Source organism: Sulfurimonas sp., from assembly GCF_023228785.1.
Taxonomy (GTDB): Bacteria; Campylobacterota; Campylobacteria; order Campylobacterales; family Sulfurimonadaceae; genus Sulfurimonas.
This window is the reverse complement of record NZ_JALOAN010000008.1, coordinates 17768-41326: the sequence shown is the minus strand read 5'-3', so window position 1 is coordinate 41326 and position 23559 is coordinate 17768. Positions and strand designations below refer to the sequence as shown.

At 34.1% G+C, this 23559-nt stretch carries 25 protein-coding genes; 4 read left to right on the top strand and 21 right to left on the bottom strand.

Features of this window, described 5'->3' with window-relative positions; all coding sequences use genetic code 11:
* Nucleotides 1-11: 11 nt before the first annotated feature.
* The 9 genes from M0Q24_RS03255 to M0Q24_RS03215 form a co-directional block, all read right to left on the bottom strand.
* Nucleotides 12-1214 (bottom strand): NAD(P)/FAD-dependent oxidoreductase, encoded by a 1203-nt coding sequence (locus M0Q24_RS03255; RefSeq protein WP_295047194.1) that lies wholly within the window; start codon nucleotides 1212-1214, stop codon nucleotides 12-14.
* A complete protein-coding gene (locus M0Q24_RS03250) occupies nucleotides 1207-1644 on the bottom strand; it encodes a hypothetical protein (protein ID WP_295047191.1) in 438 nt (145 codons plus the stop codon). Before M0Q24_RS03250 ends, M0Q24_RS03255 begins: the two co-directional genes overlap by 8 nt.
* On the bottom strand, nucleotides 1644-2075 hold the full coding sequence (locus M0Q24_RS03245; RefSeq protein ID WP_295047188.1) for a thioredoxin family protein: 432 nt from the start codon (nucleotides 2073-2075) through the stop codon (nucleotides 1644-1646). Before M0Q24_RS03245 ends, M0Q24_RS03250 begins: the two co-directional genes overlap by 1 nt.
* 44 nt (nucleotides 2076-2119) lie before the next feature.
* Nucleotides 2120-4342 carry an endonuclease MutS2 gene (locus M0Q24_RS03240; protein WP_295047185.1) on the bottom strand — a complete coding sequence of 741 codons (2223 nt, stop codon included), beginning with the start codon at nucleotides 4340-4342 and terminating at the stop codon, nucleotides 2120-2122.
* 166 nt (nucleotides 4343-4508) lie between these two features.
* Nucleotides 4509-4727, bottom strand: a complete 219-nt coding sequence (locus M0Q24_RS03235; protein ID WP_021288045.1) for a cold-shock protein — start codon at nucleotides 4725-4727, stop codon at nucleotides 4509-4511.
* Between the two features lie 192 nt (nucleotides 4728-4919).
* Nucleotides 4920-5249, bottom strand: a complete 330-nt coding sequence (locus M0Q24_RS03230) for a hypothetical protein (RefSeq protein ID WP_295047179.1) — start codon at nucleotides 5247-5249, stop codon at nucleotides 4920-4922.
* A complete protein-coding gene (gene murC / locus M0Q24_RS03225; RefSeq protein WP_295047176.1) occupies nucleotides 5249-6562 on the bottom strand; it encodes a UDP-N-acetylmuramate--L-alanine ligase in 1314 nt (437 codons plus the stop codon). The genes M0Q24_RS03230 and murC overlap by 1 nt, the downstream gene beginning before the upstream one ends.
* Nucleotides 6559-7065 carry a hypothetical protein gene (locus tag M0Q24_RS03220; protein WP_295047173.1) on the bottom strand — a complete coding sequence of 169 codons (507 nt, stop codon included), beginning with the start codon at nucleotides 7063-7065 and terminating at the stop codon, nucleotides 6559-6561. The genes murC and M0Q24_RS03220 overlap by 4 nt, the downstream gene beginning before the upstream one ends.
* The gene (locus M0Q24_RS03215; protein ID WP_295047170.1) at nucleotides 7062-8198 is read right to left on the bottom strand and encodes a succinyldiaminopimelate transaminase; all 1137 of its coding nucleotides are present in this window, start codon (nucleotides 8196-8198) and stop codon (nucleotides 7062-7064) included. Before M0Q24_RS03215 ends, M0Q24_RS03220 begins: the two co-directional genes overlap by 4 nt.
* A gap of 199 nt (nucleotides 8199-8397) precedes the next feature.
* Between M0Q24_RS03215 and M0Q24_RS03210 the strand changes: the two genes are divergently transcribed.
* Nucleotides 8398-8532: a hypothetical protein gene (locus M0Q24_RS03210; protein ID WP_295047167.1), complete on the top strand. Its 135-nt coding sequence runs from the start codon at nucleotides 8398-8400 to the stop codon at nucleotides 8530-8532.
* 21 nt (nucleotides 8533-8553) lie between these two features.
* On the opposite strand, the gene M0Q24_RS03205 is transcribed toward M0Q24_RS03210, so the two are convergent.
* On the bottom strand, nucleotides 8554-9222 hold the full coding sequence (locus M0Q24_RS03205) for a ThiF family adenylyltransferase (protein ID WP_295047164.1): 669 nt from the start codon (nucleotides 9220-9222) through the stop codon (nucleotides 8554-8556).
* A 159-nt stretch (nucleotides 9223-9381) separates the two neighbouring features.
* Here M0Q24_RS03205 and M0Q24_RS03200 point away from each other — a divergent pair, with 159 nt between their 5' ends.
* The gene (locus M0Q24_RS03200) at nucleotides 9382-9930 is read left to right on the top strand and encodes a CopD family protein (protein WP_295047162.1); all 549 of its coding nucleotides are present in this window, start codon (nucleotides 9382-9384) and stop codon (nucleotides 9928-9930) included.
* A 165-nt stretch (nucleotides 9931-10095) separates the two neighbouring features.
* Here M0Q24_RS03200 and M0Q24_RS03195 read toward each other — a convergent pair whose 3' ends face one another.
* Nucleotides 10096-10542, bottom strand: a complete 447-nt coding sequence (locus M0Q24_RS03195; protein ID WP_295047161.1) for a nucleoside deaminase — start codon at nucleotides 10540-10542, stop codon at nucleotides 10096-10098.
* 151 nt (nucleotides 10543-10693) lie between these two features.
* Between M0Q24_RS03195 and M0Q24_RS03190 the strand changes: the two genes are divergently transcribed.
* Nucleotides 10694-11656 carry a permease gene (locus M0Q24_RS03190; protein ID WP_295047159.1) on the top strand — a complete coding sequence of 321 codons (963 nt, stop codon included), beginning with the start codon at nucleotides 10694-10696 and terminating at the stop codon, nucleotides 11654-11656.
* Here M0Q24_RS03190 and M0Q24_RS03185 read toward each other — a convergent pair whose 3' ends face one another.
* From M0Q24_RS03185 to M0Q24_RS03145, 9 genes are all read right to left on the bottom strand, one after another.
* Nucleotides 11657-12448 carry a shikimate dehydrogenase gene (locus M0Q24_RS03185; protein WP_295047157.1) on the bottom strand — a complete coding sequence of 264 codons (792 nt, stop codon included), beginning with the start codon at nucleotides 12446-12448 and terminating at the stop codon, nucleotides 11657-11659. It lies immediately after the preceding gene.
* Complete coding sequence (locus M0Q24_RS03180) at nucleotides 12449-13852, bottom strand: anthranilate synthase component I family protein (RefSeq protein WP_295047155.1); 1404 nt, start codon at nucleotides 13850-13852, stop codon at nucleotides 12449-12451.
* A complete protein-coding gene (locus tag M0Q24_RS03175) occupies nucleotides 13852-14508 on the bottom strand; it encodes an SPOR domain-containing protein (protein ID WP_295047153.1) in 657 nt (218 codons plus the stop codon). Before M0Q24_RS03175 ends, M0Q24_RS03180 begins: the two co-directional genes overlap by 1 nt.
* Before the next feature lie 76 nt (nucleotides 14509-14584).
* On the bottom strand, nucleotides 14585-15127 hold the full coding sequence (locus tag M0Q24_RS03170) for a DUF1882 domain-containing protein (RefSeq protein WP_295047152.1): 543 nt from the start codon (nucleotides 15125-15127) through the stop codon (nucleotides 14585-14587).
* 31 nt (nucleotides 15128-15158) lie between these two features.
* Nucleotides 15159-16406: a serine hydroxymethyltransferase gene (locus tag M0Q24_RS03165; RefSeq protein WP_295047149.1), complete on the bottom strand. Its 1248-nt coding sequence runs from the start codon at nucleotides 16404-16406 to the stop codon at nucleotides 15159-15161.
* A gap of 21 nt (nucleotides 16407-16427) precedes the next feature.
* Nucleotides 16428-17951 (bottom strand): lysine--tRNA ligase, encoded by a 1524-nt coding sequence (gene lysS / locus M0Q24_RS03160; RefSeq protein ID WP_295047146.1) that lies wholly within the window; start codon nucleotides 17949-17951, stop codon nucleotides 16428-16430.
* A gap of 23 nt (nucleotides 17952-17974) precedes the next feature.
* A complete protein-coding gene (locus M0Q24_RS03155) occupies nucleotides 17975-18454 on the bottom strand; it encodes a Fur family transcriptional regulator (RefSeq protein ID WP_295047143.1) in 480 nt (159 codons plus the stop codon).
* The gene (locus M0Q24_RS03150) at nucleotides 18435-19100 is read right to left on the bottom strand and encodes a CvpA family protein (RefSeq protein ID WP_295047140.1); all 666 of its coding nucleotides are present in this window, start codon (nucleotides 19098-19100) and stop codon (nucleotides 18435-18437) included. The genes M0Q24_RS03155 and M0Q24_RS03150 overlap by 20 nt, the downstream gene beginning before the upstream one ends.
* Nucleotides 19101-20015: a GGDEF domain-containing protein gene (locus M0Q24_RS03145; RefSeq protein WP_295047137.1), complete on the bottom strand. Its 915-nt coding sequence runs from the start codon at nucleotides 20013-20015 to the stop codon at nucleotides 19101-19103.
* A 154-nt stretch (nucleotides 20016-20169) separates the two neighbouring features.
* On the opposite strand from M0Q24_RS03145, the gene M0Q24_RS03140 reads away from it, so the two are divergent.
* Complete coding sequence (locus tag M0Q24_RS03140) at nucleotides 20170-21522, top strand: class II 3-deoxy-7-phosphoheptulonate synthase (RefSeq protein ID WP_366934170.1); 1353 nt, start codon at nucleotides 20170-20172, stop codon at nucleotides 21520-21522.
* Between the two features lie 27 nt (nucleotides 21523-21549).
* Here the strand turns inward: M0Q24_RS03140 and abc-f are convergent, their stop codons facing one another.
* Nucleotides 21550-23496 carry a ribosomal protection-like ABC-F family protein gene (gene abc-f / locus M0Q24_RS03135; protein ID WP_295047131.1) on the bottom strand — a complete coding sequence of 649 codons (1947 nt, stop codon included), beginning with the start codon at nucleotides 23494-23496 and terminating at the stop codon, nucleotides 21550-21552.
* Nucleotides 23497-23559: the final 63 nt, after the last annotated feature.

Genomic DNA, 23559 nt, shown 5'->3' with positions numbered 1-23559 from the left:
AAAATCCTTTTTTAACTAATTTTACTAGAACTTAACTTTGTTATATCTTTTGCACAAAGATATCCACTAGCCCATGCAAAAGCGAAATTATAACCACCACGTTTTCCTACAATATCTAAAACTTCTCCACAAAAATAGAGATTTTTTTGCTTTAATGATTGGAATGTTTTTGGATCTATTTCACTAGTATCAACTCCACCACCACTAACTTCGGCATGGCGAAAACCATGAGTATTAGAGACTTCAAAACGCCAATTTAGTATCTGGTTTGCTACTCTTTTACTAAGTTTTGTGTCTATTTTTGTGATTTGAGAGATCTCAAGTGTTTGAATAATGGCTTGGGCAATCTTTAGTGGAATAAGACCTATTAAGATCTCAATAACGCTTAGATCTGGCAAGGATTTGCTTAAGTTTACTATGTGAGTTGATAGCTTTTGAGCGTTGTATGATGGAAGCAAATTTATAGATATATCTACCTTTGCAAACTCCAAAAGAGCCTTACTAGCCCTTTGTGATATGTCAAGAATAGCAAAACCTGAGACTCCATAGTTTGTAAATAATATGTCCCCACAAATTGTTATGTCTTTTTTATTATTTACTAAGAGTGTAACTTCGCCAAGAGTTTTAACTCCGCTCATCTTATGAGCTATAGTAGAAGTTAGATGAAGTTGAACAAGAGAGGGGTAAGTTTGGACAATCTTATGTCCAAATTCTTTTGCAAACTCATAACCATCTTCGCATCCACCTAGATGCTCAGCTGCATTAGATCCAGTGGCGACTATCACAGCATCGTAATTTTTTAAAAGTGCTTTTATATCTTTTATCTTAGTGTTTGTGTGGATCTTAACACCAAGATTTGTAGCATAAGTTGTAAGAAGTGAAGCTACACTCTTTGACTCATTGCTTAGTGGATAGGCTCTTCCATCATCTAGAGTGTTAAGTATTAAACCAAAGCTAGATGCAAAGTTAGTAAACTCTTTATATCCAAAGCCTTCAATTGCATCCTTAACAAAGTGAGGATTTTCTCCAAAGAAGTCATGAGTTGTAAGATTTTTGTTTGTGATGTTACATCGCCCATTTCCAGAGACTAAAATTTTTTTAGCACATTTATCATTTTGCTCAAAAACATCAACTTTACAAGAACCTTTTGCACACTCTATAGAACATAAAAGTCCAGAAGCGCCGCCGCCTACAATGGCTACTCGTTTACTCATTATCTAATTTATATGCCTCTAAAAACTGAGAGATCAAAAAGTCTAAAGATTCAAGTATATCTATATATGGATCATCTGATTCTATAAGATCGTTAGCTAAGTAGGTAAAAGCAAAACTATAGATATCTCCATCTCTTAGAGTTTTCACCTCTTCACCCACACCAATTTCTACATAGATTGCTTGTAACTCTTGTATCTCTATAGCTTCTATCTTTATCATAAAAGTAGCAGAATCATTACCATCAAAAATAAATCCAGCATTTAAGAGTTTCTCTTTTGCAATATTTTCTATTTCAGTTATCTTTTGCTTACCTAAAAAGTTAGTACTAGTAGTTGTGTACATACGAAGGTTTTTTATATTATCTAGTGTGTAAAATGTATCAGCAAAAAGTGAGCTAGTTATAAGTAAAAAAAGAATAATTCTTTTCATTATTTACTCTTTTTAAAGAGTGTTTTTGCAGAGTTTAGTTCATCAGAAAAATCACTTGGTTTCATGTATCCAACAGATTCAAAAAGACTCTTTTGTGTGTTTGGATCTATGAAAAAAACAGTTGGAACTACTTGAGCGTAAAATTCTTTGGGATAAGTTCCTTTATCGCTTACTCTATCTATGATGAGAGGAATAAACTCACCTGATACTCTTTCTTTTATCTCTTTTGAGTTAAGAGTTTTTCTCTCAAATTTTTTACACCAAGGACAGTAATCTCCTACAGCAACAAACATTATGAGCTTGTTTTGTTTTTTTGCAATTTCTAGTGCTTTTGCGTAGTCTCTTGAATAATTAACTTCGTTTGCAAATTCATCTATCTGTGCAGATAAACCTAGTGTAAACATTAGTATAAGTGATATAAGTACCTTCATTGTAAGCCTTTTTAATTATTAAAAAATTTTAACATAATAACCGTTTAAAGAGTAACTATTTTTGCACCAAATCCACCCATATGTTGTGGTGCATCTTCAAACTTTTTAACTTTAGGGTGCGCTTTGAGAAAGTTTTTTACAGCATATGAGAGTTTTCCTGTTCCTATACCGTGATAGACTATGACTTCATCCCAGCCATTAAGTAGTGCATCTGATAGAAACTTATCTAGTGTCTCCTCAGCCTCGGTGGCTCTCATACCATGAAGATCACACTTCAAACCAGCCTTTTTCTCAACGCTTACCCTTACAGTTGCTTCTGGTTTTACATATATATTTTTAGTTGGTTTGAGATCTTTAGTTTTTACACGAAGCCTCATACCACCAACTTCAATGAGAGCTTCTTTTTTATCTTTTATAGAGATTATGCTACCTTTATTATTCCTATATTTGATAAAGTCACCGATTTTATAAACATGGTTGTTTAAGCTAGGTTCAGTCTTCTTTTTTGGTAAGTTCTCATTTGCCTTACTCATAGCTCTATGAATGGCTTTTGTATCACCTGCTTTTGCGGCTTTTTTTGCTTCATCTATCGCTATTTCATAGGTGAGTCTCAACTCTTGTTTATCTTTTTGTAGTTCTGCGCTTAACTTCTCTCTTTGAGCTTTTAAGTCAAGTTCTTTTAGCCTTAGCTCATCAAGTTTTTCATCTACTTTTTTATGTTTTTGTTTTAATTCTCGCTCAAGCTCTGAACCTCTCTCTATCAGGAGATTTAGTCTCTCACTATTATCTCCATAAACATTTTTTGCTTCATTTACTATAGTGTTTGAGATCCCATATCTAAGAGCTGTCTCAAAAGCGTAGCTCTTACCGATAATGCCTTGCATAAATTCATATGTTGGAACTCTCTGCTCTTCATCATACAGTGCAGCCATAAGCTCAACATCGTCTCGATCTGCCATTAGAGCTGCTAAGCGTTTATGGTGAGTTGTAACAACTACCTTTTGTCCTCGTTTGATTAGATCTTCTAGTATAACCTTAAAAAGAGCTGCAGCCTCGTCACTATCTGTACCAAGCTCTATCTCATCTATGCCTACTAATGCAGACTTGTGTTCAAAGATTTTTGAGAACTCTTGCATACGACCAGCAAAAGTAGAGATGTCATTTTTAACATTTTGTGGATCATCTATAATGGCTTGGACGCTCTTAAAACTTCCAATTTTAGACTTATGCTCATTTAATGCCATTGGAATGAGGTACTTTGCCATAAATGCAGATGCTAGAATGGATTTAAGAAGCATTGTCTTTCCACCAGCATTTACACCAGTTATCATAAGTATGTTTTTACTAAAATCTACGCTTAATGGTTTAGCTTTATGTAGGGCAGGGTGGATGAAGTCTTTTAGAATGATTTTAGAGTCGTTTTTTGAACTTTTTATAAGCTGAAGATTTTTACTCTTTGCAAAAAGAACTCTAGCTTGATAGTTATCAAACTTAGTAAACTCTTTATCTATAAAGTTTATAAATGGCAAAAGCTCGCTAAGAATGCTAGAGAACTCTTTTGCATAAGTGTAAAATATAGTCTCTCTCTCTTGCTCAATAAAACGAATCTGCTCTTTTGATTTTAAGATGTTATCAGGTGAGACGTAAAAAAATCCACCACTACTTCTTCCAACTACCGCACCTTTTAATACATGGTTAAATCCACCACGAACTAAAAGAGCTTCTTCGTTGTTTACTAAGTGAATCTGAGTATCTACCAAATATCCTGAAAGTTTAGAACTTGACATGAGCCTTCTCATGGATTCACTCATATTGTTTTTATGCTCTTTTATTCTTTTAGATAAACCAAAGAGCATCTCATCTAAGTTCTCATCAAAAAGACCATCAACTCTAAAGTACTTCTCAACTTCTGAAAATTTTTCATGAACTTCTATTTTGTCCATCCACTCGCCGATTATTCCCCCAAACTCACGATTTTTAAAGTAGTTGAAATATCTAACAATTTTTATTATCTCAAAAATTTGCTCAAAATTAAGTACGCCTCTTTTTTTAAGATGAGCTTTAATGTTGAGAAAGTCTGCTACTTTAGGAGGAGCTTTAAACTCTAGTGCATCTAGTGCTTTAATATATTTAAAATGTAACTCTTGGTCACCTTCGATGTAGAGAGAACTCTCTCTTGCAAAAAAGCTCTTAAACTGCTCTATATGCTCAAAGAGATCTAGTTGTTCTATTAGTCTATCTATTTTTGAAGTTTTGTTTATGGACATTATTTATATTTTACCTAATCTGTTACTTTATTAGTAGAATTTTAGCTGAATTTTTATTATTGGATCTGAGAGTGATGGAAAAAGAATGTTATAAAAAATAAAAGTTGATTTTAGAGAAGTTTTGTAGAAGATATTGAGTAGAAAATCTACTCAATATGTAGAAAAATTACAGACCTGTAACGTTTTCTGCTTGTGGACCTTTTTCGCCTTGACCTATTTCGAAAGTAACTTTTTGACCTTCGTTTAGTGAAACACGATCGTAACCATTGCTATTAACTTGACGGAAGTGTACAAATACATCTTTACCACCATCTTCTTGCTCGATAAAACCGAAACCTTTTTCGCTATTGAACCATTTAACTGTTCCATTTACTAATGCTGCCATTGTAAATCCTTTATGTTTAATTACACCCTGAGGTGGTTGAAAATCTAATATGAAGTCTTATTTTTAGGTGAATTATACTGGTAACACAAAGTCGTCAATGCAAAGCAGTCTAAAGATGTAACTCGAATCATCTTTCATTGGCAGTAGTATACCTGAAAAAAATGAAAAGCGTAGTTAAATTTGAAATTTTAACTACTCGCAAGTAGATGCACTTATCATCTGCCCATAATTAGGGGTGTTTTCTTTACCTATAAAAGTATAAGTTCCAATACTAATAGTGTAATTTGTACTGTTTACATCCACGCCATTGCAATTTACAGTTTTACCTTGGTTAAATTTCATGACCACATTTAACATTTTGTCTCTTTTTGCATTGGAGTAAGCGTTAAATGTAACGGCTCCTAGAACAATACTAAATACTACAATAGTGATAATGATTTTTTGATGTTTGTTGAGTTCTGTAAAATAGTGTAGAACTAAAAAGAAAAGTCCTACAATTACAAGTCCAGCAATATATGCCATTAAGCAGTACCTCTTATCTGATAAGTTATATCTCCAGCACCAAAACCGATGATGAGACCTTTGTCTAGAGTTTTTAGTGTTTCTTTGTCTTTTATAACGCTAATATTATTATTCGCTCTTGTGATAGTGTCCGCCATTGTTAGGTTGTAGCCTTTAAACTTCTCTTTAAAGTCTATATCTCTTGGAGCTTCTCCAGCCGACCAAACAGGAAGAATGATAAGTTCGGCAACTCCTTCAAAACATTTTATAAATTCTTCAAGATTGTCAATTGTTCTAGAGTATTTGTGCGGTTGCCAAATAGCCGTGATCCTATCAAAACCTTTGAGCTGAGCATACTCTTTTACTGACTCAAAAGTAGCTTTAATCTCTGTTGGATGATGTCCATAATCATCTATAATAACGCTATTGAGCTCTGTTGCAACTATATCAAAGCGTTTTTTTATACCTTTAAAGTTTAAAAGATTTTCTCTGATTTTTTCTATCTCCATAGACTCATGAGCTGCTAAAATTGCAAGAGATGCATCAAGTGCTATATGCTTTCCAAAGCCCCAAACGTCAAATGAACCTAGATCTTTAAGAGTAAATCTTGTGTGAGGCTCATCATTTATAAGAACAAATTCTATATTTTTTATATCACGACTTGGATATAGCCAATTTGCATCTATCTCATCTATTAGAGTAGCAAGAAATGGATCTTCTGCATTTAAAACACGACAAGGTGCTGAATTTATAAAGGTTTTATATGAGTCATAAAAGAGTTCAAAATTGTAGTCATAATATTCCATATGTTCAGGCTCAGCATTTATGACAATAGCGCAGTGAGGGTTTGAATTTACAAAACTTCCATCGCTCTCATCTGCTTCAAAGAGCATGACATCATTTGTTGCATCGTAGCGTACATTTGAACCAAAGGCTTTTGACTCTGCACCGATAATTGCAGAACCTTCCATGATAGCTGTTAAAATTGCAGTAGTAGTACTCTTTCCATGAGCACCAGCGACAGAGTAGACTTTTGAAGTGTTTAGTATTTGAAGTAGGGCTTCACGGCGAGCTAAAACCTCTATACCTTTTTCTTTTGCAGCCACTATTTCTGGATTGTCTGGGCGAATAATAGCTGAGTGAATAACTAGATCTTGGTCATTTATAGCATCACTATTATGTGCAACTGTGACTTTTATACCCAAATCACGAAGTTTTTTTGTGATAACGGTGTCTGAAATATCAGATCCACTGACTTTGTGACCTTTGTAGTGCATGTATTGAGCAAGTCCTGATATACCAATTCCGCCTATTCCAATAAAATGTATTTTCATTTCTTACTCCCATCACTTTGAGAGTTACTTAGCAAATTTTGTGCCTCTTTTGTAAAAGTATTTATATAGAATTTTTCAGCTTTTTGAGTAGCATCCATATCTGCTATTTTATATAAAAAATCATCAAAATTGATCTCTGCTTGTGCTGCAATGTAGTGAAATTTTAGTGAATATGAAAACTCTTTATCAGAAGTGAGTCCACTAAGAACTTCAAACAAAGCTCCAGCATCGGCGTTAGATCCAGAGCTATAATGCTCCATTGCATATTCATATAGAGCTCTTAGTGTTGCAAAATCTTGAACTTCATTTATATCCATATGTCTATGAGATTCAAGTGCATCAGTTAGTCTCTCAAGTGCCAAATCTAAGATGTTTGCATAAAACGCTTGAAGCTCATCTTCATCAAAAAATTCTTCAGCTCTTTTTTCTAATACATAAAGTGATGCTATATCTCCATTTTGTTGTGCTTTTAATACTTCTTTTTTTAACTCATCTTGCTTCATACTAAACATTCCTTTACTCTACTTAGTGCATCTCTTGTCATCTCTGGGGATTCTACTAATGCTATTCTTATATACTTTTTTGCAGGGTTTACACCATCAGTACCTTCTCTTGCCAAATACTCACCAGGTAGAACTTTTACGTTATATTCTTTGTAGAGTTTTTTAGTAAATTCGAGTGGATTTTTTATTTTAAGCCAAAGATAAAAGGTCGCTTTTGGGATTTTAGTACCCAATATCTCATTTGCAATTTCAAAGTTTTCTTTGTACATCTCCCTAGCACAGTTTACATGTTCTTCATCACTCCAAGCAATAGCTGCTGCACTTTGAAGAGGAAGAGGTGAAGCACAACCAACATAAGTTCTATACTTCATATAATCTTTTAAAATCTCTGCATCTCCAGCCATAAACCCTGAACGAAGTCCTGGAGCTGATGAACGTTTTGAAATAGAGTTTACTACTAAGATATTTTTAAACTCGCTATTATTAGCGATAACAGCCGCTTCTAATAATGAGGGAATCTTCTCGTTAGTATATATTTCACTATAACACTCATCATTTATAAGAACAAAGTTGTGTTTTTTGCTTAATTTTACCCACTTTACCAGTTCTTCTAGCGAAAGAGTAGAACCAGTAGGGTTGTTTGGCGAATTTATGATGACAAGATTACATTTACTAAGTGCGTTCTCATCTATTTGAGGTTTGAAGTCATTTGTTTCATCCATATTTATATGAACTATCTTAGCTCTTGAAGCTATTGCTGCACCTTCGTAGATCTGGTAGAATGGGTTTGTAAAAGCTATAGTTGGCTCTTTTTTGTCAAAAAGAAAAAACTGAGGGAAGTTAAAAAGTACTTCACGAGTTCCAAATGTTGGGATAATCTCTGCGTCTTTAAGTTCAACTCCAAAACGCTTTTTAACAAAAAGTCTTTGAGCATCTCTTAGCTCAGCTTCACCTGATGTCTTAGGATATTTTCTCAAAAGGGTTGAATCTTTGCAAAGTTTATCTTGTATAAATGAGGGAGTATTTCTTTGAGGTTCGCCAATGGTAAGAGTTGATGGAGTAAATTTTGGATTTGGTATTATATTTTTTAGTAAATCATTTAGTTTTTCAAATGGATATGGTTCAAAATTCATATATTTCTCATATTTTGTAGATTTTCGCAATTATATCTGAAATGTATAAGAGAGTCTTTAAAGTTTTCTTAAGAAAATAACTAAGTTTTTAAGGGATGTCTTTTAATTGCGTCATTTAATAAAAATAGTTGTTTTATTTTACTTTAAATTTATAAAAAACATTCTATAATTTTATACTTATTATAAGGAGGTACAGATTATGCAACACACTTATCTTTCACAAGAAGTTATCCAAGAAGCACTAAATCTTCATCAGATAACTCAAAAAGAAGCTGAAAATCTTAGAGTTAAACTTAACTCTCAGTCATCTATCTACAGCATGACACAAAAATAAGGTTATATATTAAAGAGCTTGTTACTTAGGAAGTGAAAATTTTTGAGTGATTAGCTCGCCTTCATCATTAAAAAACAAATAATAAAGCAAATCTTTCTTAACACTTAGTCCTGCTAAATATCTTAACGCAATATTTGCTTGTAGAGATGCAATGTGCATAACTATTGGTGCCGTGATCCCTTCAGGTTTTTTATCATTTATCTTAAACGAATCTCTATAAGAAGCTTTTTCAAAAAAACAGACTTGTCCATGATATGCTTCAACACTTCCATAAATCCAAGGTATATTTTTACTCATAGCAAAGTCACTTATCTCGCCTCTAGTTGGAAGATTGTCAGTCGCATCAATAATGAGATCTAGCTCTACTTCTTTTTTGCAAAACTCTTCAAGTCTGCACTCATGAGACACGGCTTTTACAAAAGGACATCTCTGTTGTATAAGATCTGCATTTATTCTAGCTTTATTTTTACCTTCATCTCCAACCTTAAAAGCAATTTGGCGATGCAAGTTGTGGGTTGTAACATCATCAAAGTCTATCATATGTATCTCACCTATACCACTTGAACCTAGTGCAAATGCTAAAGAACTTCCCAAGCCACCAGAGCCTACTATAGCTATCTTTTTTGTTTGTAAGGAGTTTTGAGTATCTTCTCCCCAAAGTTGAACTTGACGCAAAAAATAATTCATCATAATTTAGCCTTTTTGTTAAAAAAATGATTATAACACAGTAAAACAACAAATTTTATAGTAAAGAATAATTTACCTTAAATGAGATAAAACTTTCACTATTTTAAGACGCAACTTTTGTTTTGATATGGTAAAATATAATATTAATAATAAGGGAGTGTAATGGAATTTTATCAATATATTTTGATTTTTCATATTATGGCATTTATGTCATGGATGGCAGGGCTTTTTTATCTGCCGAGGCTTTTTGTTTATCATGTAGAAAATAGTGATAAGCCTGATTATGTGAAAGTTGTTGAGATTCAAGAGTATAAACTTTACAAGTATATTGATATGCCAGCTATGATAGCAACTGTTATCAGTGGAATTGTGATGTTTACTCTAAATCCCAATCTTTTTGATACGGGAGTTTGGGCTTATGCAAAGATAGCAGTAGTGTTACTTCTTGTTTGGTATGACCTATCTATGAATCATTATCGTAAGCAATTACTTACTAAAACTTGCACAAAAAATGGAAAGTTTTTTCGTGCTTACAATGAATTTCCTACACTTCTCTCAATATTGATAGTGACTTATGTTGTTTTAAAAGATGTACCAGTAATCTTTACAGGTCTTATGATAGTTCTTTTTGCTGTAATAGTTTATGTACTACTAAAACATGCGAGAGAACCAAATCTTAAAGTAGTAGAAGAAGAGTTGAAAAAATTATAAAGTAGCTTTTGTATTTTACAACTTACAAAGGCTCTTATTATAATTGAACTCTCTGATTAATATATAAACTAGATTCCGTGTCAAGCGCAGAATGACGGTGAGGACGTCATCCTGAACTTAATTCAGGATCTAATTCAATTGTTCAGAAGGTTCAATTTATCTTTATTAATAGATCTCTCTATCGCTTTTCTTAAGCCACATATCAAAGAGTTTAGCGTTTTCTTTAGCATCTAACTCTAAGAGCTTGACATCTGTGTTTTTGCCTTTTATCATCTCATAGAAGCGTTTATCATCAAATCCACCATTAGCTGCATCTTCTTCATTTGCTCCATAATAAACAATCGGGATTCTTGCCCAAAAAATAGCTCCTAAGCACATAGGGCATGGTTTACAACTTGTATAAAGTATGCAATCATTAAGCTCAAAAGTGCCTAAAATTTTACTTGCATCTCTTATGGCATTTATCTCTGCATGAGCGGTTGGATCATTACTTGTTAAGACACTATTATGAGCTACTGAGATTACTTTATCATCTTTTACAATAACTGCACCAAAAGGTCCGCCCTCATTTTTCATCATTCCATTAACTGCTTCATCATAAGCTATTTTCATAAATCTATTCATGGGAAAATTATAACTAAAAGAAAGTATATTCCTTATCTTAAACTAAATTACTATATCTACATATGTTGATATAATGATAAATATATGCTACACTTCAATTTTTAAAAGAAAATAACATGGATAAGTTTAGGAGTAATATATGTTTAGTCTTTGGGAGAGTTTTAGTGCTTATATAATTTTTGAACTTTTAGGTTTTGATAGGGTTAGTCACTTGGGAGAAGCTTTACATTTTTTTCTCTTTGACACTATAAAAATCTTTATACTGCTCATCGCTATAGTCTACGCTGTAACACTTTTAAGAAGTTATTTTCCTATTGAGAGGGTAAGAGATTATATTAGTGGTAAAAATAAGATTGTCGGACATATCTTTGCCGCTCTTTTTGGGATGTTAACTCCCTTTTGTTCATGTAGCGCTATCCCTCTGTTTTTGGGTTTCTTGCAGGCAAGAATCCCTTTAGGAGTCACTTTTAGTTATCTTATTTCTGCACCTCTTAGTGATGCTGTAGTTATTGCTCTTCTTTTTTCTTTGTTTGGATTAAAAATTACGCTACTTTATATTGGATTTTCACTGAGTATTGCTATTGTAGTTGGTCTTATTATTGGAAGCATGAATCTAGAAAAAGAAGTTTTACTTGAGGTAAAAGCAGCCTGTTGCAGTAGTGCTAAAGAAGCATCTAATCAAACTCTTTTTAAACTAAAAATGAGTGAAGCTTGGAATGATACTATGGATATATTTAAGAAGATTTATATCTATGTAATTGTAGGTATTGCTATAGGAGCTTTTATTCATGGTTATGTTCCCACAGATTTTATAACCAAATACGCAGGTGGAGATGTGTGGTATGCACCTATAGTTGCTGTTGTTATGGGGATTCCGATGTACTCAAGTGCGGCTGGAATGTTGCCACTTGTTGAAGTTTTGACTCAAAAAGGGATGCTCCTTGGAACTGCTCTTAGCTTTATGATGGCAGTTGTAGCTTTGAGTCTTCCAGAAGCCATGATACTAAAGAGAGTTTTAAGTACCAAATTAATTGTTATATTTTTTACTACAGTTGGAAGTGCGATACTTTTTGTAGGGTTTATATTTAATATAATTTTGTAATTAAAGTTCAAAACTTCTTTGCATATGAGTTTTTATATCTTTTTTGTTTAGTTCTTTATTTACAAAAAGTTTGTTTGCTAAAATACCTTGACCAAGTAGCATATCGGCTCCATCTTTGTAAGTGATATTGTGCTCTTTTGCAAGAGTTAAAAATGGAGTTAGTTTTCCATAGATGGCATCTGCAACAAATGAGGTTTTAGTTAAAATTTCTTCTAGCATCTCTTTTGGAGCAGGGAGTTCTTCATCTTTTAGCCCCGCACTTGTTGTATTTACAACTAAGTCGTAGTCTTTACTTTTATAACTATCCCAACTTGAGATCTCACAACCAATCTCACTAAAGTAAGAGAGTCTTTTCTCACTTCTGTTTAAAACACTAACTTTAATACCATCTTGTAAAAACCTAGATGCAAGAGCTTTTGCAGTTCCGCCAGCTCCTAGGATCAATACCTTTTGAATCGAGCCAAACTCTTCTATAGCAAACATAAAACCATCAGCATCTGTGTTATAGCCTATGAGTTTGCCATTTTCATTTATAAGAGTGTTTACTACACCTACAGTTTTTGCAAAACCTCTAACTTCATCACAAGCTCTAAAAGCTTCTTCTTTATGAGGGACTGTAACATTTGCACCACTAAGTTTAAGAGCAAAAAAAGTCTCTTTTAGTTTTGAGCCATCTACTAGATTAACTCTTGTGTAACAAGCTTTGTAATTAAGAGCCTTAAAAACGGAGTTGTGCATAAGTGGAGAGCGAGAGTGCGATACAGGATCGCCAAAAATTGCAAAGAGCCTCATTTAGTCTAGATCTTCTAGCGAAGAGACTAGGGCGCCAAGTTTATTTTTAACCTCTAGGTATTCTAGTTCGTTTTGACTATCTGCTACAACTCCAGCACCAGCTTGAAGTACAACTTTATTCTCTTTAACAAGGGCAGTTCGTATAGTTATGGCACTATCCATATTGCCATCAAAACCAAAATAGCCAACACTTCCACTATAAAAGCCTCTTTTTATCCCCTCGTACTCTGCTATAAGTTCCATAGCTCTTATTTTTGGTGCGCCTGTCATTGTTCCTGCGGTAAATGTAGCCATAAAAAGGTCAAACATATCTTTGCCATCATCAAGAGTTGCAGTTACATCTGAGACTATATGCATAACATGAGAAAACCTCTCTATATGCATCATATCTTCAACTTTTACACTTCCAGTCTTAGCTACACGACTCACATCGTTTCGACCTAGATCTATAAGCATAAGATGCTCTGCTAGCTCTTTTGGATCTGCTAAAAGTTCAAGTTCTAGCTCTTTATCTCTCTCTTTTGTATCACCTCTTTTTCTAGTTCCTGCAATTGGTCTTAAAAGAAGTTTTCCATCACTAAGTCTTACCATCACCTCAGGTGAACTTCCTACAATATTAAAATCATCATACTCTAGTAAAAACATATATGGAGATGGATTTTTAGTTCTAAGGATTCTATAAAAACTAAAAGGGTCAACTTTTATATTTCTTGTAAAGCGGTTTGTCATTAAGATTTGAAAAACATCACCGCTTCTTATCATCTCTTTAGAGTCTTCTATCATCTTAAAAAACCGGCTCTTGGTGTGAGCAAAAGTTCCTTTATCTGTGCCTTCATTTTTTATCATGTTGACATATTCGTAAGAACTTTTTAGTTTAGTCTCTATGGAGTTAAACTCTCTGCTTAACTCTTCTAGTGTGCTAAGTATAGTGATCTGATGATTTTTATGTGAATATACTAAGATAAGTTTTGGAAGTATGAGATCTAGATCTGGTGTATTTAACTCATCTATAAGATCATTCATATGGCTTTTTAGTTTTGGTTCAAAAACTTTAACCATGTCGTAACCAACATAGCCGATAAAACCATCAACAAAGCCTACCTGTAACTCACTTGTAGCCTCTTTATATTTTTTAGTATCTATTTTTTTATAGTACTCTTTTAAAAATTCAAAAGGATTTTGTGTTAGTTTATTTACTTTGCCAGTTGTATCAGTATAGAGTGTTTGATCGTTTATGTATTGAAGTCTCTCTCTAGCTCCGATACAGATAAAACTATAGTTGCCATCACTTTGCCCAGCACTTTCAAAAAGGTAAGAGATCTCACCTCTGAAAATGCTCTTTAATTTAGAGTAAACTGCAATAGGTGCTAGCTGATCTAGTATAAATTGTTTAGAATATATCATTACAGTTTAGTTAAAAAAGCACCAGCTTCTATATTGCTTCTAATAGTTCTAAGTGCAGCTCTTGCTTCTTTTTCAGTATAAAAAGGACCTACTAGTACTTTGTTTAAAACAGTAGAACCTTTTGCTACTTTATGAAATTTATATCTATATCCTTGAGCTAAGATGGAGTCTAAAAACTTCTTATTTGGTGCATATTTTGAAAAAGAACCGACCTGAACATAGTAGGCGTTTTCAGTACTTGACACTGGAGTTTGTGCTTTAGTCTCTTTTTGCACTTTAGGCTCAACTTTAGGAGCTACTTTGGCTTCTTCTTTTTTAGGCTCAACAGGTTTTATAGCTTCTTTGCTCTCTTGAGATTGTTGCTTTAATCTTTGAGCAATCTGATCGAGGTTATCATCACTATTTTCTTGAATAACTTCTACCTCTTCAAAAAGTGGTTCTTCTTGAGGTTTTTCAACTGTAGAGATCTCTTCTTGTGGAAGTGGTATAGGCTGTGGTAGATTCTCTTTTGCATCAGGCGTGAGAGTACTCATAAGCATCACAACAATAATAAGAATAACACCTAAGGTAGCTACGGCTAAAATAATCTTTTTATTTGAGCTAGCAGAACTACCTCTGTTTAATATAATATCATTTAGTTCATTTTTTTCATTCATAATATAACCTTTAAAAGTTTACTAGCACTTATAATACCAAAATTTTGTATTTAATTATATCTCATTTATCAAAACATTACATATGTTTCGACCAAGAAGCCCCTCGTTCTTTGGCATAAACCTCATAAGGAAGCGTTAATATGTTGTACTCCTCTGGCATATCTGCATTAGGATACATTCTCCACTGTTTTGGTTGTTTAGCTGCTAACTTCATAGATATCATCTTTCCAAGTTGAATAGCTTCTTGAAGAGTTGTATGACCCTTATGTATATAAACATGAAGATGCCCCTCTGTTTTTGTCTGATAGGCTGTAAAGTTTATATAACCCTCTTCACGAAGAAGAAGTTGAGTTCTATGATAAAATCTCTCAGGATCTCTTCCATTGTAGTCAATTACTATGTTTTCTACTTTGTTATGAGAGTTTACCAAAGAGTGAGCTACAGTTATTTCACCTTTGATATGTTGGTTGATTACAGACTGCGTCAAGGGAGCATCTACTTTTTCAAACTTATTGTAAAAAGTTCTACCTTTGTAAGATAGTTTACTTACAACGCTATCACTCTTTACCCAGTAGTGATCACTTACCATCTTAATAAGTTTTAAATCCATAGCAGTCAAATAAATTCCTTTAATTTTATTTTATAAGTTTTTAATATGTTGATTGGTTATAGATTATAAAACCTTGAGCCAATGCTTTTAACTCTTCTTTTATAGACTCTTGAAGTTTAGTGTTATTAATGTCATCTAAAACATCAGCTATTTTGTTTGCGATAAATGTAAACTCTTTGTCTTTCATACCACGACTCGTAAGAGCAGCTGATCCTATACGAATACCAGAAGTTACAAATGGACTTCTCATTTCGCCTGGAACTGTGTTTTTGTTTATAGTAATACCAGCATTTTCTAGTGCAGCATCTGCATCTTTACCGCTAATCTCACGGCCAACAAAAGATACTAAGATAAGGTGGTTGTCAGTTCCGCCCGATACTACATCGTAGCCTCTCTTCATCATAACTTCACCTAAGATTTTAGCATTAGTTTTAACTTGCTTTGCATACTCTTTCCACTCAGGAGATAAGTTATACTTAAAACCAACAGCTTTTGCAGCGATAACATGAACAAGTGGTCCACCTTGAAGCCCTGGAAATATTGCCGAGTTCATCTTCTTAGCTATCTCTTCATCATTTGTCATAATGACACCACCACGAGGACCTGCTAGTGTTTTGTGTGTAGTGGTTGTTACTACATGAGCGTGAGGAAATGGACTTGGATGCTCACCAGCTGCTACTAAACCAGCCACATGAGCGATATCTGCAAACATAATAGCACCTACCGCGTCAGCAATCTCACGAAACTTTTTAAAGTCTATCTCTCTAGCATAAGCTGAAGCCCCACAAACTATGATCTTTGGTTTAACAGCTTTTGCAATTTCCATGATTTTATCATAATCCATACGACCATCAAGCTCAACACCATAAGTAAAACTAGAATAATTTTGTCCAGAAAAGCTAGGTTTGCTACCATGAGTTAAGTGACCACCATGACTTAGATCCATACCTAAAAGCTTATCTCCAGCCTTTAGTAAGCCTGCATAAACAGCAGCATTTGCTTGGCTTCCTGAGTGAGGTTGAACATTTGCAAATTTACATCCAAATAGCTCACAAACTCTATCTATTGCTAACTGCTCAACGCCATCAGCATACTCACAACCGCCATAGTATCTCTTGTTTGGATAGCCTTCTGCATACTTGTTAGTAAATACTGAACCCATAGCTTCCATAACTGCTGGAAGTGTGAAGTTCTCTGATGCAATCATCTCTAAGTGGTCACTTTGACGCTCTAACTCTTTTTCGCAAAGATCAAATATCTCTTTGTCAAACTCTTTTAAAAAACTCATATTTATTCCTTCGTATTATTATTAAATTAAAGCATCTTCATCAGAGACTTTTTCTTCGTTTATTATAGGTTTCATAGCAGGAAAAAGAAGTACATCCCTAATAGAGTGCTCATTTGTGAGTAGCATCACAAGTCTGTCCATTCCTATACCTTGTCCAGCGCACGGTGCCATTCCATAGCTTAGTGCTTCGATAAAATCCTCATCCATTTCATGAGCTTCATCATCTCCAGCATCTTTATTTTCAACTTGAGCTTTAAATCTCTCATATTGATCTACAGGATCATTTAACTCACTAAAAGCATTTGAGATCTCACGACCAGCAATAAAAAGTTCAAATCTCTCTGTAACATCTAAGTTTTTATCACTTCTTCTTGCAAGTGGAGATATTTCAACTGGATATTCTGTTATAAAAGTAGGGTTGATAAGTTTTTTCTCAACAAAAGCATCAAAGAGTTCACCTTGAAGTTGACCTAGAGTCATCTCAGCTTTTACAGGAAAATTTCTTGCACTTAAATACTCTACAATACTTTTTTTGTCTTTTATAATCTCTGGAGGAACTTCACCAATCGTTACAAGAGACTCTAGTAGTGGGATCTCGCTAAATTTATCAAAGTTTATTTCTAAATCTCCATATGGAAGAATAGTTGGAAGACTAAGATGTTCAAAAAGATATCGAAAATACTCTTTTGTAATCTCTATAAGGTCTTTATAGTTTTTATAAGCCCAGTAAAACTCTATAGAAGTAAACTCAGGATTGTGAGTAGCGTCCATACCTTCATTTCTAAAGTTTCTATTTATCTCAAAAACTGCTTCAAAACCACCAACTATAAGTCTTTTTAAGTAAAGTTCAGGAGCTATTCTTAGGTATCTGTCAATGCCTAGAGCGTTATGATGCGTAACAAAAGGTTTCGCATTTGCCCCACCGGGGATTGGATGCATCATAGGAGTCTCTACTTCTAAAAAGCCTTTGTTTTCAAAAAAGTGACGAGTTAAAGATATGACACGAGAGCGAATTGTGAATGTTTTTCTAGCATCATTATTCATGATAAGATCAAGATATCTTTTTCTATATCTAATCTCTTTATCAGTTACTCCGTGAAATTTTTCAGGCAGTGGTGATATAGCTTTAGTTAACATTTTTACTTCTGTAGCATGGAGAGATAGTTCACCTTGACCTGTGATAAAAGGAAAACCACCAACTTCAACTATATCTCCAACTTCAAAATGTTTTTTGAAAAAATCATTGTAAAAACCTTCAGCAAGATTGTCTCTTGCTACATAAATTTGAAGCATTCCGCTTTCATCTTCGATCTTGATGAAACTTGCTTTTCCCATCATTCTAAAAAACTTTATTCTTCCACTAACACAGTAGTGTCGTTTTTCATCTCTCTTGTTCTCTTTTTCTTCTATATCTGAGTTTACATATAAATATTTTTTTATAGTTGTACTTCTAGCATTATCATTAGCATATGGATTGTATCCAGCATCTTTTAATATTTTTGCTTTTTCTATTCTTTGTTGTATAAGTTTGTTCTCAAAAGCCAATTTTTTTCCTTTGTTTTTTCTTACTATTCTTTAGCTTGACATGTTTGGCAGATGCCATAGATCTGCATAGAGTGATCTTGCATCTTAAAGTTTAACTCATCTGCAATGATGTGTTGTCTTTTTTCTATCTCTTCATCCACAAACTCCACAATGTCACCACACTCAGTACATATAAAGTGATCATGGTGCTCTTTGGCTCCTAGCTCGTACTTTTTGCCTTGAGCACCAAAAGATAGTGAAGTTACCATCTTTGAGTCTTCAAGTAGAGATAGGGTTCTATAAACTGTAGCTATTCCTGTATTTAGATCTGGAAATTTCTCTTGTATGAGATGATGCAAAGACTCTGGAGTTAGATGTTCATCTGAGTTATAAAGAGTCTCTAAAATAACTTCTCTTTGAATAGTAAACTTTAAAGAGTTCTTTTTAAGAAGTGCTTTAAAATCTTTTAAAAGTTGCTCGTATTCGATGGTTCTATCATCAAAATCAGTTGTTACTCTTGACATTTTCATCCTTTATCTCAAGCTTATTTTCTAGCTCTTGTTTAGTTCTTTCAACTATTTCATTAGTAGATTTTTTTATGTTTTGCTCTACTTCCAAATTTACCTTATCTGTTACTTGTTTAGTCACTTTATCAATATTTTGGTTTATATCATCACTTATCTCAACTGGATCTAGCTTCATGATAAAAGCACCAGTAGCAACTAGAGCAGGAAATAAGAAGCTGTTTTGCATAGGTTCTTCTATGGTAGTTTTTACAGCTTTTATACTATAAGCAGCATGAGCAATTACCGCAGCTATTAGGAAAAATTTACTTGCCCCAAAGACAAACCCAAAGATTCTATCAAAAATTCCTAACCCACTTAGCAAACTTAATTTTTTAAAGATATAGCCTATCATGATCATAAAAACCCAAAAAACACCAAGCGTTACTAAAAAACCTAAAAAGCTTATAGCTGCACTATTGTCAAGTTTGAAGATTGCATCACTCAAAGCTTTACCGACGCTATCTCCAACGCGAGATGCAACAAAAATACCTCCGATGATTCCAATAAGACCAAAAATCTCTTTGAAAAATCCGTTTATTATCCCCTTTAAACCAAGCAAAAGTATGATAACTGATGCTACTAAGTCAAAATAATTAAATTCCATTTACTTCTTTTCCGAAACCATTTGATTTTTGCCACTACTCTTAGCTTTATAAAGAGCCTTGTCAGCTCTTGCTATGATGGAGTCTGGAGTGTCTCCTGAACTATATTTTGTTACACCTACGCTCATAGTAACTCTTAGCCCTTCACCCTTGTAAATAAGTTTGTTTGATCTAACAATGTCAAGAAGTCTTTTTGTGATTTTTAGGCAGTGCTCATCATCAATACGGTTTAGAATGATCACAAACTCTTCACCGCCATATCTAAATACTTTATCACCGTCTCTTAGAGTCTTTTTAAAAATATTTGCTATAAAGATTAAAACCTTATCCCCAGCTAAGTGACCATGTTTATCGTTGATACTTTTAAAGTCATCTATATCTAAGATGAGTAGGTGAAACTCATAAGGAAGATCACCGTTAGAACAGAGCATTTTTAGATGTGAAGATAAGGCTCGTCTGTTGTAGACTTTTGTAAGAGAGTCAAGGTTTGACTTCTCTTCTAGAACTTTAACTTGAGTTGTAAGTTGAGTTATTATTTCATTTGCTTTTTTTACTTCATCGCTCATGTGCAATTGAATTTCATTGAACTTAGTTGTAAGCGATGGCAGATCTATATGCTGAGTATTGCACTCTACAAGAGTTTTTTCATGAAGTTTTGTAAGCTTTTCTATATTTTGGTTTGTGTTTGCATATGAAGATAGGCTTTTGTCTGCTATTTCTTTATAAGCATTGTGAAAAAGAGACTCTACAAAACCCTTACTAGTGATATCTTTATTGTCTATATCCATGATGATCTGAGCAGATTCTCTTAGGTAGTTTGCTATTTGCTCTTTTGATGCACTCTCTTGCTGGTCGATAATGGTTGAGAGTTCTTTACACATTTCATTTGCCAGAGATATAAGTTCATCTTTTTGCATTAGAGATATCCTAGTTAAAATATTGTGGTATTATACTTATCTAAGCATAAAAAAAACTTTCACTATAAGTGTAAAGCACCACATTGGTCTTTAAGTCAGAGCTTTTTTAAGATTTTTTGTGTAAAATAACAAAAAAATATATATTTAAGGTTTTATAATGAGTACTTGGAATCCAAAAAGTTGGAGAGAAAAACCAATATTACAGCAACCAACTTATCCAGATCAAGATGAGCTAAAGAGAGTTTTAAAAGAGTTAGAAAACTATCCTCCTTTAGTTTTTGCAGGTGAAGCAAAAAGATTAAAAGGTCAGTTAGCAGATGCAGCTGAGGGAAAAGCATTTTTACTTCAAGGTGGAGATTGTGCTGAGAGTTTTAGTGAGTTTCATGCTGATGGTATTAGAGATACATTTAAAGCACTAATGCAGATGGCAGTAGTTATGACTTATGCGGGCGGTGTCCCTGTTGTAAAAGTTGGTCGCGTTGGTGGTCAGTTTGCAAAACCTCGCTCAAGCGACACAGAAACACTTGATGGTGTTACACTTGATTCTTACCGTGGTGACATTATAAATGGTATGGAATTCACTGCTGAGGCTCGTACTCCAGATCCACAAAGAATGATCAGAGCTTATAACCAAGCAGCAGCTACACAAAATCTACTTCGTGCATTTGCAACTGGTGGAATGGCAGATTTGCATCAAGTTCACAAGTGGAATTTAGCATTTACCAACAAAACTGAGATTTCGCAAAAGTTTGAACAACTAGCTCAAGAGATAGAAAACTCACTAAAGTTTATGCAAGCTTGTGGAATAAACTCTAAGACATTTAGAAGCTTAGGCGAGACAGATTTTTATATCTCACATGAGGCACTTCTACTCCCTTATGAAGAGGCTTTTACTAGAAAAGACTCCCTAAGTGGCGATTGGTACGACACATCTGCACACATGCTTTGGATTGGCGACAGAACTCGTCAACTTGACGGTGCTCATGTTGAGTACTTAAGTGGTGTAAAAAACCCAATAGGCGTAAAAGCAGGTCCTAGTATGGATCCAGAAGATCTCATAAGACTATGTGAAAAGTTAAACCCAGAAAATGAAGCAGGAAGACTAAATATCATAGTTAGAATGGGTGCAAATAAAGTGGCTGAGGGTATGCCAAAACTAATCCGTGCAGTTGAAAAAGAGGGTATAAATGTGTTGTGGAGCTGTGATCCAATGCATGGAAATACTATAAAATCATCAACTAATTTTAAAACTCGCCCAGTAGATGCAGTTCTAACTGAGATGAAGCAATTCTTCCAAGTTCACCGTGCTGAGGGAACAATAGCTGGCGGAGTTCACTTAGAGATGACTGGTAAAAATGTAACTGAGTGTATTGGTGGATCTTTTATGGTAACAGAAGAAGATCTAAGCTCTCGCTACCACACTCACTGTGACCCAAGACTAAATGCAAACCAATCTTTAGAGTTAGCATTTTTAATTGCTGACACTCTAAAAGAGTCTAAGCAATAGTAAAAATTAGGTATGAATCTCTCATACCTAAAGCGACTCTATCTCTTCTTCTTTTTCTTGTATAGTTAGTAATTCTTCAATTTTTTGCTCATAAAGTTCTTCTAGTTTTTCAAGTTCAGCTGCTAGTGCTGTTATGCCAATCTCTTCATAACATTTTGGATCTGCTAAACATTCGTTCTTTTTCTCCATTAACTTTTCTAGATCTTCAATCTCAAGAGGTAGTTTTTCTAAGGCAATTTTTTCTTTAAAAGTAAGCTTTAATGTTTTAGTTTTTTCTTCTTTTTGAATTTTTGTCTCTTTAACTTTTGTTGACTCATTTTGCATCAGATCTAGTTCACTAAGTTCTTTTTCAAGCTCTAAATACTCGCTATATTGTTGGTAAGATTCTTCTATATGCTTGTCATCTTTAAATATAAAAAGTTTCTTTGCTATTTTATCTACAAAGTATCTATCGTGGCTCACAATAATTACAGCACCGCTAAAGTTTGTAAGTTGCTCTTCTAAGATGTTAATAGTTGGAATATCAAGATCATTAGTTGGCTCATCTAAAATGAGAATATCTACATTTTTGGTAAAAAGAAGTGCTAGAGCTATGCGGTTTTTCTCCCCACCGCTTAGAGTTCCTACTTTTTTATCTAAAAACTCTCTAGGAAAGAGGAAGTTTTTAAGATATCCATAAACATGCATATCTCTACCTCTTACACTTACTCTATCGCCACCATTTGGACAAAATGTCTCTATGAGGTTTTTGTCATCGTCTAGCATTTCACGATGTTGATCAAAGTAACCTACTTTAAATTCACCTATTTTAATAGCGCCACTTGTCGGCTCTATTCTTCCCAAAAGTGCTTTTAAGAGAGTAGATTTTCCGCTTCCGTTTGGTCCAACTATGGCTATAACATCTTTTTGAAGTATGGTAGTTGAGAAGTCTTTTAGTAGTTCTTTACTTCCTAGTGTTAAGTAGAGGTTTTTTACCTCAAAAAGCATCTTTTGTTTGTTAATGCTTTTGTCTCGGTTAAAGTGCTTAGCCTCTCTTTGAAGCTCTAGTGACATCTTTTTGATCTTTGCAGGGTTGACTTTTGCATCTTCTCTAAGAGTCATAAGTCTCTCTTTTCGCCCCTCATTTCTCTTAAGCCTCGCGCGGACACCTCTTGCATACCACTCATTTTCTCTCTTTAGTACATCAAGAAGATTTTCATGTTGCTTTGCAAGAGTTCTTATGTACTCTTCTTTTTGAGTCAAATAATCGTTATACCCACCGCTATACTCTCTAAGTGAACAGTCTTCAACCTCTATGCTTTTTGTTGCGATTTTATCTATGAAATATCTGTCGTGAGAGATAAAAATAAGTGTAAATTTTTCTCTAAGAATGAGATCTTCTAAAAACTCAACCATGTAGACATCAAGGTGGTTTGTAGGCTCATCAAGAAGTAAAATATCTGGTTTTTGAAGTAAAAGAGAGGCTAGGGCGACTCGTCTTTGCTCGCCTCCACTAAGAAGTGCAACTGGTCTACTCTCGTACTGCACAAGATCAAAATGTTGGATGATCCTCTCTACTTTGTCATCCAAATTCCAAGCGTTATGGTGCTCTAGATAACTAGAGAGTTTTTCATACTCATCGAGTAGTTTTTTGTTTTCATACTCATCTGCTATAAGAAGTGAGAGCTCGTCATATCTTTTTTTGGCATCATTTAACTCACTAAGCCCATCTTCAACAGCTTCTCTAACACTATGACCCTCTTTAAAGTTTGGTCTTTGATCTAGCATTTTGATCTCTAAGTCACTCTTGGTGATTCTCTCTCCTGCATCTTGCATGAGTGAACCATTAATTATCTTCATAAGAGTAGATTTCCCACTACCATTTTTACCTATGATTACGATGCGTTCACCCTCATCTACATGAAAATTCACATCTATTAAAATCTTTTGAGCAGAGTAGTGTTTGGAGATGTTTTGTAGGTCTATTAGTGCCATATTTTATGTTTTTCTTTTAGTTTAAATTTAAGCGAATAATAGCAAGATGTTCATTAATAAGGA